14 protein-coding genes are annotated in these 12,389 nt (G+C 58.9%); 7 read left to right on the forward strand and 7 right to left on the reverse strand.

Going from position 1 to position 12,389, the window contains the following annotated elements; translation table 11 throughout:
* Positions 1-102: 102 nt before the first annotated feature.
* From ACKPCU_RS17410 to rplM, 5 genes are all read right to left on the reverse strand, one after another.
* A complete protein-coding gene (locus tag ACKPCU_RS17410; RefSeq protein WP_104737447.1) occupies positions 103-891 on the reverse strand; it encodes a cytochrome c1 in 789 nt (262 codons plus the stop codon).
* Positions 891-2,114, reverse strand: coding sequence for a cytochrome b (locus ACKPCU_RS17415; protein ID WP_104737448.1), 1,224 nt, complete (start codon positions 2,112-2,114; stop codon positions 891-893). Before ACKPCU_RS17415 ends, ACKPCU_RS17410 begins: the two co-directional genes overlap by 1 nt.
* Complete coding sequence (gene petA / locus ACKPCU_RS17420; protein ID WP_104737494.1) at positions 2,114-2,707, reverse strand: ubiquinol-cytochrome c reductase iron-sulfur subunit; 594 nt, start codon at positions 2,705-2,707, stop codon at positions 2,114-2,116. Before petA ends, ACKPCU_RS17415 begins: the two co-directional genes overlap by 1 nt.
* A gap of 265 nt (positions 2,708-2,972) precedes the next feature.
* Entirely contained in the window at positions 2,973-3,365 is a 393-nt protein-coding gene (gene rpsI, locus ACKPCU_RS17425; protein ID WP_104737449.1) for a 30S ribosomal protein S9, read from the reverse strand.
* A gap of 10 nt (positions 3,366-3,375) precedes the next feature.
* Complete coding sequence (gene rplM, locus ACKPCU_RS17430) at positions 3,376-3,804, reverse strand: 50S ribosomal protein L13 (protein ID WP_088274787.1); 429 nt, start codon at positions 3,802-3,804, stop codon at positions 3,376-3,378.
* A gap of 264 nt (positions 3,805-4,068) precedes the next feature.
* Here rplM and ACKPCU_RS17435 point away from each other — a divergent pair, with 264 nt between their 5' ends.
* Both ACKPCU_RS17435 and ACKPCU_RS17440 read left to right on the forward strand, forming a co-directional pair.
* Positions 4,069-5,109, forward strand: a complete 1,041-nt coding sequence (locus tag ACKPCU_RS17435) for an NADP(H)-dependent aldo-keto reductase (RefSeq protein ID WP_321348652.1) — start codon at positions 4,069-4,071, stop codon at positions 5,107-5,109.
* A gap of 121 nt (positions 5,110-5,230) precedes the next feature.
* Positions 5,231-6,247, forward strand: a complete 1,017-nt coding sequence (locus tag ACKPCU_RS17440; protein WP_321348653.1) for a GlxA family transcriptional regulator — start codon at positions 5,231-5,233, stop codon at positions 6,245-6,247.
* Position 6,248: 1 nt separating this feature from the next.
* On the opposite strand, the gene zapE is transcribed toward ACKPCU_RS17440, so the two are convergent.
* Complete coding sequence (zapE, locus tag ACKPCU_RS17445) at positions 6,249-7,340, reverse strand: cell division protein ZapE (protein ID WP_104737452.1); 1,092 nt, start codon at positions 7,338-7,340, stop codon at positions 6,249-6,251.
* Positions 7,341-7,405: 65 nt separating this feature from the next.
* Positions 7,406-8,038, reverse strand: coding sequence for an alpha/beta hydrolase (locus ACKPCU_RS17450; protein ID WP_104737453.1), 633 nt, complete (start codon positions 8,036-8,038; stop codon positions 7,406-7,408).
* 243 nt (positions 8,039-8,281) lie between these two features.
* Between ACKPCU_RS17450 and ACKPCU_RS17455 the strand changes: the two genes are divergently transcribed.
* From ACKPCU_RS17455 to ACKPCU_RS17475, 5 genes are read left to right on the forward strand one after another with little or no spacing between them, the layout of a single operon-like run.
* Positions 8,282-8,743, forward strand: a complete 462-nt coding sequence (locus tag ACKPCU_RS17455; RefSeq protein WP_104737454.1) for a Z-ring associated ZapG family protein — start codon at positions 8,282-8,284, stop codon at positions 8,741-8,743.
* Between the two features lie 39 nt (positions 8,744-8,782).
* Complete coding sequence (locus tag ACKPCU_RS17460) at positions 8,783-9,916, forward strand: ABC transporter permease (protein WP_321348656.1); 1,134 nt, start codon at positions 8,783-8,785, stop codon at positions 9,914-9,916.
* Entirely contained in the window at positions 9,910-10,704 is a 795-nt protein-coding gene (locus tag ACKPCU_RS17465) for an ABC transporter ATP-binding protein (RefSeq protein WP_321348658.1), read from the forward strand. Before ACKPCU_RS17460 ends, ACKPCU_RS17465 begins: the two co-directional genes overlap by 7 nt.
* Before the next feature lie 6 nt (positions 10,705-10,710).
* On the forward strand, positions 10,711-11,649 hold the full coding sequence (locus ACKPCU_RS17470; protein ID WP_321348660.1) for an MlaD family protein: 939 nt from the start codon (positions 10,711-10,713) through the stop codon (positions 11,647-11,649).
* On the forward strand, positions 11,646-12,260 hold the full coding sequence (locus ACKPCU_RS17475; protein WP_321348662.1) for an ABC-type transport auxiliary lipoprotein family protein: 615 nt from the start codon (positions 11,646-11,648) through the stop codon (positions 12,258-12,260). The genes ACKPCU_RS17470 and ACKPCU_RS17475 overlap by 4 nt, the downstream gene beginning before the upstream one ends.
* Positions 12,261-12,389: the final 129 nt, after the last annotated feature.

Consider the following 12,389-nt stretch of genomic DNA (forward strand, 5'->3'; position numbering starts at 1 on the left):
CACAAAGCGCGCAGCGGGGCCGCGCGCGCAGAGCGCCATTATACCCCAGAAACAAGTGCGCGCCCTCAAGGGGCGCGCACGGATCATCTGAACCTCAGAAGATCAATGGACATCTCGCCAGTATTCACGCTTCAGCAGATACGCAAATACAAACAGGAAGGCCAGATACAGCAGCACGTATACACCAATACGATGACGCTCCAGCTTGACCGGATCAGCCGAGTAAGCCAGGAAGCTAACCAGGTTGCGAACCGTAGTATCAAACTCTTCCTCGGTCTGAGTACCTGTGTTCGGAACCACGGTCAGGACATCGCACTGCTCCTGCTTCATCACGTCGCCACTGAGAGTGTCACGCATGATCTTACCGCTTTCGTCTTTGACCGGCATGGCCTTGCAGCCGATAACCTGACGACCCTGCAGCTCGGCCAGCACATTTGGCATACCCACGTTCGGGAATACCTTGTTGTTGGCGCCCAGCGGACGGGACGGATCTTCATAGAAGGTACGCAGATAGGTGTAGAGCCAATCGGTACCGCGAACACGGGCAACCAGGGTCAGGTCCGGCGGAGCCGCACCAAACCACTTTTTGGCGTCAGCACTGCGCATGCCGTTCTTCATGTGATCACCGATCAGAGTGCCTTCGGTGAAAACCAGGTTATCGAGCATCAACTGCTCAGGGATACCCAGGTCAGTCGCAACACGCTCATAACGCTGGTACTGCGCAGAGTGGCACCCCATGCAATAGTTGGCGAAGGTGCGCGCGCCATCCTGCAGAGCGGCCTTGTCAGTGATATCAACATTTGCTTCATCTAGGTGATAGCCAGCACCACCCGCCGCAAACGCGACGGTCGGAACCAGAGCAAACATCAGGGCAATCAGTTGTTTTTTCATTAGCCAGTAACCCTCTCCGGAACCGGTTTGGTCTTCTCCATCCGGGTGTAGAACGGCATCAGGATAAAGAAGGCGAAATACAGAACGGTACACACCTGCGACAGCAACGTACGACCCGGAGTGGACGGGATAGCACCCAATACACCGAGAATCACGAAGCACACGCAGAAGATGACCAGCCACAACTTGCTCATCCAGCCCTTATAGCGGATGGAGCGAACCGGGCTACGGTCCAGCCAGGGCAGCACAAACAGCACCGCGATCGCCGCACCCATCGCCAGAACGCCTGGGAAGGCAGAGCCGGCAATCGACGGAACAGCACGGAGAATCGCGTAGAACGGAGTGAAGTACCAGACCGGAGCGATGTGGTCAGGCGTTTTCAACTGGTTGGCGATTTCAAAGTTCGGCTTCTCAAGGAAGTAACCACCCATCTCCGGGAAGAAGAACACGATGGCGCAGAATACGAACAGGAAGACCACCACACCAACGATATCCTTCACGGTGTAGTACGGGTGGAAGGCGATGCCGTCCAGCGGCTTGCCATTCTCATCCTTGAACTTCTTGATATCGATACCATCCGGGTTGTTGGAGCCCACTTCGTGCAGCGCGATGATGTGCAGCACAACCAGCCCCAGCAGCACGATCGGCAGTGCGATAACGTGCAGCGCGAAGAAGCGGTTCAGGGTGATACCGGAGATCAGGAAGTCACCACGTACCCATTGCGCCAGATCCGGACCAATGAACGGAATAGCACCGAACAGGGAGATGATCACCTGGGCACCCCAGTAGGACATCTGACCCCAGGGCAGCAGGTAACCCATAAAGGCTTCACCCATCAGCACCAGATAGATCAGCATACCGAACAGCCAGATCAGCTCACGCGGCTTCTGATAGGAGCCGTACATCAGACCCCGCAGCATGTGCAGATAGACCACTACGAAGAACGCAGAGGCGCCAGTAGAGTGCAGATAACGCAGCAGCCAGCCGTACTCGACATCGCGCATGATGTACTCGACCGAGGCAAACGCGCCCTGAGCAGAGGGCTCGTAGCTCATGGTCAGCCAGATACCGGTAACCAGCTGGTTTACCAACACCAGCATGGCCAGAGAGCCAAAGAAGTAGAAGAAGTTGAAGTTTTTGGGCGCGTAGTACTTGGTCAGGTGATCTTCCATCACCTGAGTGACGGACATCCGCTCGTTCACCCATTGCATCAATTTATTCATCAGGCGCTCTCCTGATCCACGCCGATCACGATTACGTCATCAGACTCATATGAATAGGGTGGTACCGGAAGATTCAGGGGCGCGGGCTGGCCCTTGAAGACACGACCGGACATGTCGTAGTGGGAACCATGGCATGGGCAGAAATAACCACCCTTCCAATCCGCACCCATGTCAGCAGAAGCGACTTCAGGCTTGAACAGAGGAGAGCAGCCAAGGTGAGTACAAACACCCATGACCACCAGCAACTCCGGCTTGATCGCACGGGTTTTACCATCAACATAAGCCGGCTGATTGGAGGCCTCGGAATGCGGATCCGCCACCTCGGAATCGGTTTCATCCAGCAGCGCGAGGGCTTCAGCCGTCCGATGCGAAACAAACACGGGCTGCCCGCGCCATTCCACAACGATCTGCTGTCCCAGCTCGATCTTGCTGATATTCACCTTTACCGGCGCACCAGCCGCTTTGGCTCGAGCGCTCGGGAACCAGGCCCCCACAAAGGGGACTGCGGCCCCTACTGCTCCGGCGGCACCTACCACACTTGTGGCGGCCACCAGGAAGCGACGCCGGCCATTATTCACGCCGTCATTACTCATCCAGTCGTCTCCCATCAGCTAATTTCTGGACCTTTTTAGAAGGCCTTTTGAAGTGTTGAACAGCCTGCACAAAATGAAACCGATGGTAATGAAAAACCCCTTTTTTGACAAGGTGATATCCACTCCCAGCACGCTCGACACTATACCGAATTCGCGCCCAATCAGGGACTTGCATCTAACCATAGCAGGCGCGACACCTTGCCGCAGATACGAAAACGCCCGGCACTCCTTCCGGAGCCCGGGCGTTTTGCAGCGCAATACGAGATTAACGCTTGGAGTACTGCGGACGCTTACGCGCTTTGCGCAGACCCACTTTCTTACGCTCAACTTCACGAGCGTCACGGGTAACATAACCCGCTTTGCGCAGCTCGCCGCGCAGTGTTTCGTCGTATTCCATCAGCGCACGAGTGATGCCGTGACGGATGGCGCCAGCTTGACCGGAGATACCACCGCCACTGACAGTCACGTAGACGTCAAACTTCTCGGTGCTCTCGGTCAGCTCGAGCGGCTGACGAACAATCATGCGAGCAGTTTCGCGACCGAAGAAGTTCTCCAGGCTGCGATTGTTGATGGAGATATTGCCAGAACCCGGACGCAGGAATACGCGAGCGGTGGCAGTTTTACGACGGCCAGTGCCGTAGTTTTGTGTCGCCGACATGGTGAACTCCTTAGATCTTCAGTTCTTGGGGCTGTTGTGCAGCATGCGGATGAGAAGCGCCTTTATAGACCTTCATCTTCCGGTACATTGCACGACCCAGGGGGTTCTTAGGCAACATGCCTTTGACAGCAGACTCGATAACACGCTCAGGAGCGCGTTGGATCAGCTTTTCAAAGTTGATGGACTTGATACCACCCGGGAAACCGGAGTGGCTGTAGTACATCTTGTCCTGAACCTTGTTACCGGTTACGTGTACTTTCTCGGCATTGATGATGACGATGTAGTCACCGGTATCAACGTGAGGGGTGTATTCGGGCTTGTGCTTGCCGCGCAGACGTGAAGCAACCTCGGTTGCCAGACGACCCAGAGTCAGACCACTGGCGTCGACGACGTACCAATCACGTTTTACGGTTTCAGGTTTTGCGCTGAAGGTTTTCATTAATCCTAGCCTCAGAGGCCGCTTTCAAAAGAAGACGGCAAATCTTACAGAGTGAAATGTGTTTTTACAAGACAACAAAGCCTAGAACAGACACTCAGTGGGGGCTGCGTGGGTCTGGGTGGCATCTGTGCTGTAAACAACAACGACAGGCTAGGCATCCTGTCGAAAGTGGCGGGCATTATGCCAATCAGCAAAAAAAATACAACCCTTATTTACCCTGATGATCAATAATGAACCGTCCTTTCGGCAACCAAGGAGCTCTCCATGCAATACCGCCCTCTCGGCCGCAGCAACCTCAAGGTCAGCGCCCTTTGTCTCGGCACCATGACCTGGGGCGAACAAAACACCCAGCAGGAAGCCTTTGCACAGATTGACCGCGCGCGCGATGCCGGCGTCAACTTCATCGATACCGCCGAAATGTATCCGGTGCCACCCAAAGGAGATACCTACGGCGCAACCGAGACCATCATCGGTAATTTCTTCCAGCAGCGCGGCGGGCGCGACAAGTGGATCCTTGCCAGCAAGATTGCCGGCCCGGGCAACGGGCTAAGCTACCTGCGCGACGGCCGCACTCGCTTCACTCGTGCCCATATCGACCAGGCCATCGATGGCAGCCTCAAGCGCCTGCAGACCGACTACATCGATCTCTATCAGCTCCACTGGCCAGACCGGCAAACCAATTTCTTTGGCCAACTCGGCTATCGCCACAATCCGGACGACGAGCTGACCTCGTTCGAAGACACCCTTGAGGCCCTGGACAACCTGATCAAGGCTGGCAAAGTCCGCCATGTCGGCCTGTCGAATGAAACACCCTGGGGCGTCAGTCGCTTTCTGCACCTGGCCGAATCCCGTGGCTGGCCGCGCATGGTCTCGATCCAGAACCCCTACAACTTGCTCAACCGCACCTACGAAGTCGGCCTCGCCGAGATGTCGATGCGTGAGCAGATCGGCCTGCTCGCCTACTCGCCACTGGCCTTTGGTGTGCTGACCGGCAAGTACCTCAACGGCCTGCGACCGGAGAAGGCGCGAATCACCCTGTTCGAGCGCTTTGTACGCTACAGCAACCCGCAAGCCCAAAAGGCCTGCGCCCGTTATGTTCAGCTCGCCCGCGACCATGGTATGGACCCGGCGCAGATGGCACTGGCGTTTGTCACCCGTCAGCCGTTCGTCACCAGCAACATCATCGGCGCCACCAACATGGATCAGCTCAATCGCAACCTGAGCAGCATCAACATGGGCCTGACCGACAGCGTGCTGCAGGCCATTTCCGAAATCCATCAGAGCCAGCCCAACCCGGCACCCTGATCCCAGCGGCCGCCCACCCGGGCGGCCGCCTCTTGACCCCACTGTCTCCGTCGTTAGACACTGACTGCATACGGCTATTTCTGCCATATCTGTCCGAATCAACCTATAACGACAATAAAAAATGCCCAACCAAACTGCAGAGCCGCTGAGGCAGGTTGCAATTCTCGCGACCGACTTCACGGTCACTTCTACCCTGTCTCAGGCCAGAGATGTCTTCTATATGGCCAGCCTCAATACTGGCCGCCAGCTTGGTCAAGGTCTGACCCCCGGCTTTGAGGTACTGACGGTCACACCTGACGGACAACCTGCAACGGGCTTCAGCAAGGACCCAATTCACGCAGAAGCCAGCATTGTCGATGTAGAACCACAACTGATCATCCTGCCCTCTTTCTGGGCCGACTTTGACTTGCTGCAGACGCAGTACCCGCAAATCTGTCCCTGGCTGCAGCAACAGAGCCAGCGTGGCGCCCTGATTGGCGCCGTTGCCCTCGGCGCGTTCTGGCCTGCCGCAGCGGGTCTGCTGGACGGCCGCGAAGCAACCACCTACTGGCGCTTTCATGACGAGTACCGCCAGCGCTTTCCCGCCGTCGAGCTGCAGCGCGACAAGCACCTGACCGACGCAGGACAGGTGCTCTGCGCCGCCGGAATCAGCTCAGCGCGCGACCTGTTTGTGCACCTTGCCGAGCGCCTGTGCAGCCCTGAAGTGTCCCGCACACTCGCCCGGGACGCGTACTACGAGGTGCAGCGCAACTACACGCCGGGCGTCATCGGCTTTGGCGGCCAGAAGTTGCACCATGACCTGCCAATTCTGCAGATTCAGCAGTGGCTGGAGCAGCACTTTGCAGAGAAATTTCGCTTTGAGGATGTGGCCAGCCGTCACGGCATGAGCATTCGCAACTTCATGCGCCGCTTCCACCAGGCCACCGGAGACAAACCGCTGCACTACCTGCAGCGCTTGCGGATCGAGATGGCCAAAACGCTGCTGGTAACCAGCAACCAGAGCATCAAAACCATCAGCTACGAGATAGGCTACGACGACGCCAGTTTCTTCGCGCGCCTGTTCCGCCAGCATACTGGCATGTCGCCCAACCAGTATCGCCGCGCCTACCTGCAAGGCAGCCGCGAACCGACAGCCTGAGTCAGGGCTTGTGCGGACGCGCGAGAAATTCGTGTGACTGCATTTCCAACAAACGGCTCAGCGTGCGCTGAAACTCGAAGTCCAGCCGACCACCGGCGTAGAGGTCCTTGAGCGGCACCTCGGCAGAGAGAATGAGTTTGACGTTACGGTCATAGAACTCGTCGACCAGATTGATGAAGCGACGCGCCATATCATCCTTGGCGGTACTCATCTGTTCGACGTTGGAAATCAGCACCGCGTGAAAGATGCGCCCCAGCTCGATGTAGTCGTTCTGACTGCGAGGGCCGTCACACAGGGCACGAAACTCGAACCAGGCAACATCTTCACACACCCGTACCGACTGAATCGGACGGTTTTCGATGATCAGCTCCTCACCCTCAACAACCTCGTTAAGGTCCGGAACCAGACTGTCGAAGCTGCGCTTCAGACTGGCATAGGCGTCGCAATCGAGTGGGCAGTGGTACAGCTCGGCCTGCTCCAGGGCACGCAATCGGTAATCAACGCCATTGTCCACGTTGACGACCTCGGTGCAGCTGTTGAGCAATGCGATAGCCGGGAGGAAGCGCGCACGTTGCAGGCCATCCTTATACAACCCGTCAGGCACGATATTGGAAGTCGCCACCAGGGTCACCCCCTGCGCAAACAACTCTTCCATCAGGCTGCCCAGAATCATCGCATCGGTAATATCAGAGACAAAAAACTCGTCAAAACAGATGACTCGCGCCTCACTGGCAAACTGCGCTGCGATTAGCTTGAGCGGGTTCTTCTCCCCTTTCAGCGCCTTCAGTTCGTGATGAACGCGCTGCATAAAGCGGTGAAAGTGCGTGCGCATCTTGCGCTCGAAGGGCAGAGCTTCAAAAAAGGTATCGACCAGATAGGTCTTGCCGCGCCCTACACCACCCCAAAAATACAGGCCTTTGACCGGCTCCGGCTTGCGCTTGCGAAACCGCCCGAAAAAACCCGTGCGCTCGCCCTCACTGCGAATCAGGTCATCGAATAACCGCTGCAGATGCTGAACCGCGCGTTCCTGCGCAGGATCATGAAAGAAGTCAGGACGCTGAAGATCGGCCTTGTATCGTTCAAGGGGAGACATGCACACAATACCAGTAGGGACATCGAAGGGAGCGATACTCTAACGCCAGCATCCTCCCTTGGCAATCAGGCCTGATCCGTCAAAACCCGCTCCACCTCGGCTTTGAGCGGCACCAGCTTGCCGTGGAAGAAGTGCCCGGTGTCGGCAAAGCGGACAACCTCGGCCGCGCGCTCGTCGGCGAACGCGGCGTAAACAGCGGCCGGGGCGACAACGTCATCGTCCTCCCCCATCATCACGCTGACAGGCCCTGCAAGCGGCTTGAGCGCCGCGAAATCCTGTTTTTCTACGGACGGCGCAACCAGCACCAGCCGCTCGGGCCATTGCGCCAGTCGCGTCGCGGCAGCCGCCGCGACAAAACCGCCAAAGGAGAAGCCCATCAGCCACAGACGCGATGTGCCTTCATGCTGCAACGCCCAGTCAATCACCGCCAGGCAGTCATCGACCTCACCAACGCCATAATCATGCTGCCCGGCGCTCGCCCCCACGCCGCGGAAGTTAAAACGCAGCGTACTGGCTCCCAGATCCCGTGCCGTACGCATCAGGGTGTGCACCACCTTATTCTGCATGGTGCCGCCCTGCACCGGGTTGGGATGACAGATCACCGCCAGCAACCCGGGCACCTCGCCACGGGTGAGCACCGCCTCCAGGGCACCGCTCGGGCCTTCAATGACAATCGACTCTTCACCTGCTCTGGACATGACCGACTCCGTGACTACTGCTGGGGTTGGGGCGTCGCATCAGCGGAACCAGAGGGTGCTGCGACACTCAAACGCCATATTCTGAACCCTGCCTGACGACACTGACAAGTTGCCCGCACCCCACCATCGATTAGGTGCAAATGCCCTAGCCTTGGCCGGCAAATGTCGTTACCGTTACTACATGGTTCGGACAGGCAGCACCCGCTGGACTGATAGCACCAACCTAAAGATGAGGGACCCAAGGTGGAAGCAAGCGAAAACCTGTGGATTGCAGCAGCCATTGCATTGGCAGTGGGCGTCGTTGTCGGCATTGTGCTGGCTCAGGTATCCAGACGCGTCAGCGGAGGCAGCAATGCCAGCGCTCAAGCCCAGCTTGAGAGTCTGCAGCTGCGCTTTGAAGAGTATCAGCAGGAAGTGGCCGCCCACTTCAAGACTACCGCCACCCTGGCCAGCCGCCTGAACCGCAGCTATCAGGACATTCAGGAACACCTGACCCATGGCGCCGTTGAGTTGGCCCCGGACGACATGACACGCCAGCGCCTGCTCGCAGCACTGGATCAGGATGCCGGCATCGTGCACAGTTCCTCTCGCCAACAGGCCGAGCCGGCATTCGACTCGCTGGAGCCGCCGCGCGACTACGCTCCCAAAGACGCCGCGGGCCCCGGCACCCTTTCCGAGGACTTCGGCCTCAAGCGCAAGTCCTGATCCAGCAGCCTGCGCCGCTTCTCGGCGCAGGCGATCCCCATGCCCGATACTTCTCCTTACCTTCGCCTGCCCGACGCACAGCAGGACACGCTGCTTCTGCAGGGTGACTGGACCCTCGACAATTACGCCGAGCTGCGCCAGTTGATCAGTAGCCTGCCGGCCGATAGTGCACAGGTAAGCAACATTGATCTCAGCCAGCTCAGCCGTGTCGACACCGCTGGCGGGCAGTTAATCAATGACCTGCTCGGGGCGGAGCGGCTACAACAGATACTGGCCAGCAGCAGCGGCCTGCCTGACGAACGCCGTACCCTGCTTGCTCGCATAGCCAGCACCTGCGAGCAAGGGCCAGATCCGGAGCCCCAGCCCGGTAATCCGATCCGCGACCAGCTGGAACATATTGGCGTCAGCATGGCTCAGCACGCAGCCAATGTGATCGACCTGCTCGGCTTTATCGGCCTGACCCTGAGTGGCCTGGTCAGCGGCCTGTTCCGACCACGCAGCTGGCGCCCCACAGCGATTGCCGCACAGATCGAGCAGACCGGCCTGAACGCTGTGCCGATTGTCGCCCTGCTGACCTTCATGGTCGGGGCGGTCATTGCCTTCCTCGGTGCCACCGTGCTGCAAACCTTCGGCGCCAGCATCTACACGGTGGATCTGGTTGCGTTTTCCTTCCTGCGTGAATTCGGTGTGCTGTTGACCGCCATTCTTATGGCCGGCCGCACCGCCAGCGCGTTCACCGCACAAATCGGCTCGATGAAGTCGAACGAAGAAATCGACGCCATCCGTGCCCTGGGTCTCAACCCGCTTGAGCTGCTGGTGCTGCCGCGGGTCATCGCCCTGCTGATTACCCTGCCGGCGCTGACCTTTATCGCCATGCTCTCGGGGCTGCTGGGCGGTGCCATGGTCTGCGCCTTCAGCCTGGATATATCACCGGTCATGTTCCTCAACCTGCTGCACGACGATGTCGGTGTGCAGCACTTCCTGCTGGGCATGGCCAAAGCACCGGTATTTGCCTTTCTGGTAGCCATCATTGGCTGTCTTGAGGGCTTCAAGGTCTCGGGGAGCGCCGAATCGGTCGGAGAACACACCACCTCCAGCGTGGTCCAGTGCATCTTCGTGGTGATTCTGGTCGATGCGCTGGCCGCCCTGTTCTACATGGAGATGGGATGGTGAACACAACCGTAGCCAAGCCCATCGTTGAGGTGCGCGGTCTGGTCAATCGCTTCGGCAAACAGACCGTACACGACAACCTCGACCTCGACATCATGCCGCGGGAAGTGCTCGGCGTGGTGGGCGGTTCCGGCACCGGCAAGTCGGTACTGTTACGGTCGATCGTCGGTCTGCGCCGTCCAAATGCCGGTTCGGTCAAAGTATTTGGTCAGGATCTGCAAACACTATCAGAGGAAGAACGCTCACTGCTGGAACGCCGCTTCGGCGTGCTGTTTCAGTCCGGCGCACTCTTCTCTTCGCTGACCGTGGCAGAAAACATCGCCCTGCCGCTGATTGAGCATATTGGCCTGAGCCGCCGCGACGCCAACCACCTGGCCCGAATGAAAGTGATGCTAACCGGTCTGCCGCCGGAAGCTGCGGACAAGTACCCATCAATGCTGTCCGGGGGCATGGTAAAGCGCGCCGCATTGGCCCGTGCACTGGCATTGGACCCGGACATTCTGTTTCTCGACGAACCCACCGCCGGCCTCGACCCGATTGGCGCAGCGGCGTTTGACCAGTTGATTCGCACCCTGTGCGACGCGCTGGGACTGAGTGTGTTTCTGGTTACCCACGACCTCGATACCCTGTACGCCATATGTGACCGGGTCGCCGTGCTGTCGCAGAAACGTGTACTGGTCGCCGACACACTGGAGCGCGTTGCCCAAACCGACGATACCTGGGTACAAGACTATTTCCACGGCCCGCGCGGGCGCGCCGCCGCGTACCAACACCCTGCAGCAGGAGAGTAGAGACCCATGGAAACACGTGCCAACCATGTGTTGATCGGCCTGTTTACCGTGCTATCGGCACTGGCAGCCATCGTCTTTGCGATCTGGCTCAGCAGCACCAGTACCGCAAACGATCAACGTTATTACACCGTCGTCTTCAAGCAGTCGGTTACGGGTCTGTCGCGCGGTAGCGCAGTGCAATTCAGCGGTATCCGCATCGGCGAGATCACCGAGCTGGGGCTCGATGCAGAGGACCCACGCATTGTCCGCGCACGCATCCGCATCGACTCGACTGTCCCGATCACCCAGGCAACCAAGGCACGACTGTCATTCACCGGCATCACCGGAACCTCGGTTATCGAGCTGACACACAACGATCCTGACAGTCCGCGATTGACAGCCCCCAAAGGTGAGGACCCGGTAATCCAGGCCATTCCTTCGCCAATTTCCGCGCTGCTCGCCAACGGCGAAGACCTGATGACCAACATCAACAAGTTGATTGTCAGTGCCCGCAAGGTGTTGTCCGAGGAAAACGTCAACAGCTTCAGCATGACGCTTGAAGGTCTCAATCAGGCGACCCACAGCATTGCCGACCCCGACGGCAACGTGCAGCAGCTGCTGGCAGAACTGCGCGCCACCAGCAAGGCCGCAACCGAAACGCTGGAGCGCAGTAACCAGATGATCGCCCGCGCCGACCAGCTCATGAGCAATGATGGTGCCGACACCCTTCACAGCGCGCGCACCGCCATGGCCTCGATTGCCAGAACCAGTGATCAGTTGGAGCAGGTGCTCAGCGAAAACCGCTACGCACTGAGCAGCGGCGCGCAGGGGCTCGGCCAGCTTGATCCCGCGCTGAACGAGCTGCGCACCACCCTGGCTGATCTGCGTCGCCTCAGCCGCCGCCTGCAGGATGACCCAGCCCGCTTCCTGCTCGGTGGCGAAGCGCAACAGGAGTTCACACCATGACCCGCACCAGACTGATCCCGGCGCTGCTCGGACTGACGCTGCTCAGCGCCTGCAGCGTACTGCCCAAGACCGAGCCGGTCACGACCTATCAGTTGCCCGCCCCGCACTTTAGCGCCAGCACGGAGACGCCGCTGGCACTATCGCTGCGCATCATCACACCCGCGGCCAGCTATGCCCTGCAAACACCTCGTATCATGGTGACGCCGGAGGGCAACACCATCAACAACTACCAGGGCGCGCGCTGGACCGACCCTAACCCGATACTGCTGCGTGAACATCTGGTGCAGGCATTTCAACAGGATGGCAGCTTTGCCAGTGTTAGCACCGAGGTCCATGCGCTGCAGACCGATGTTCAGCTTTTCAGCGATCTGCGCCAGTTCCAGACCCTGTATCAGGGCGGCACCGCCAGCGCCGTCATCGAGCTGGACGCCAAACTGGTCGATCCGGGCTCCCGACAGGTAATTGCCAGCCGCCACTTCCGGGTCAGCCAGGCGCTGACCGATACCGCCGTACCCGGCGTCGTCAGCGGCCTGGGCGAAGCGGCCGACACGCTCGCCAGGCAGTTGATCGACTGGAGCCGCGCAGTTCTGCAGCAGCGCCAACCGCAGTAATCCCCTGAGCGCGGGCGCCCCTGGCGGCGCCCGCGACGAACCACTGCCTCTGCTCTGCCCGCAAAGCCATACACCCGATCACCCTTTGCGTTCCTTGCTCCACATCAATACAATGCGAACGATTCTCAT

Source organism: Halopseudomonas oceani, from assembly GCF_963677335.1.
In the GTDB taxonomy this organism is placed as follows: Bacteria; Pseudomonadota; Gammaproteobacteria; order Pseudomonadales; family Pseudomonadaceae; genus Halopseudomonas; species Halopseudomonas oceani.

Excerpts from the sequence above, each read along its gene's own strand:
- ACKPCU_RS17410 (WP_104737447.1), bottom strand. The coding sequence starts at position 891 with ATGAAAAAACAACTGATTGCCCTGATGTTTGCTCTGGTTCCGACCGTC.
- ACKPCU_RS17415 (WP_104737448.1), bottom strand. The coding sequence starts at position 2,114 with ATGAATAAATTGATGCAATGGGTGAACGAGCGGATGTCCGTCACTCAG.
- petA (WP_104737494.1), bottom strand. The coding sequence starts at position 2,707 with ATGAGTAATGACGGCGTGAATAATGGCCGGCGTCGCTTCCTGGTGGCC.
- rpsI (WP_104737449.1), bottom strand. The coding sequence starts at position 3,365 with ATGTCGGCGACACAAAACTACGGCACTGGCCGTCGTAAAACTGCCACC.
- rplM (WP_088274787.1), bottom strand. The coding sequence starts at position 3,804 with ATGAAAACCTTCAGCGCAAAACCTGAAACCGTAAAACGTGATTGGTAC.
- ACKPCU_RS17435 (WP_321348652.1), top strand. The coding sequence starts at position 4,069 with ATGCAATACCGCCCTCTCGGCCGCAGCAACCTCAAGGTCAGCGCCCTT.
- ACKPCU_RS17440 (WP_321348653.1), top strand. The coding sequence starts at position 5,231 with ATGCCCAACCAAACTGCAGAGCCGCTGAGGCAGGTTGCAATTCTCGCG.
- zapE (WP_104737452.1), bottom strand. The coding sequence starts at position 7,340 with ATGTCTCCCCTTGAACGATACAAGGCCGATCTTCAGCGTCCTGACTTC.
- ACKPCU_RS17450 (WP_104737453.1), bottom strand. The coding sequence starts at position 8,038 with ATGTCCAGAGCAGGTGAAGAGTCGATTGTCATTGAAGGCCCGAGCGGT.
- ACKPCU_RS17460 (WP_321348656.1), top strand. The coding sequence starts at position 8,783 with ATGCCCGATACTTCTCCTTACCTTCGCCTGCCCGACGCACAGCAGGAC.
- ACKPCU_RS17465 (WP_321348658.1), top strand. The coding sequence starts at position 9,910 with ATGGTGAACACAACCGTAGCCAAGCCCATCGTTGAGGTGCGCGGTCTG.
- ACKPCU_RS17470 (WP_321348660.1), top strand. The coding sequence starts at position 10,711 with ATGGAAACACGTGCCAACCATGTGTTGATCGGCCTGTTTACCGTGCTA.
- ACKPCU_RS17475 (WP_321348662.1), top strand. The coding sequence starts at position 11,646 with ATGACCCGCACCAGACTGATCCCGGCGCTGCTCGGACTGACGCTGCTC.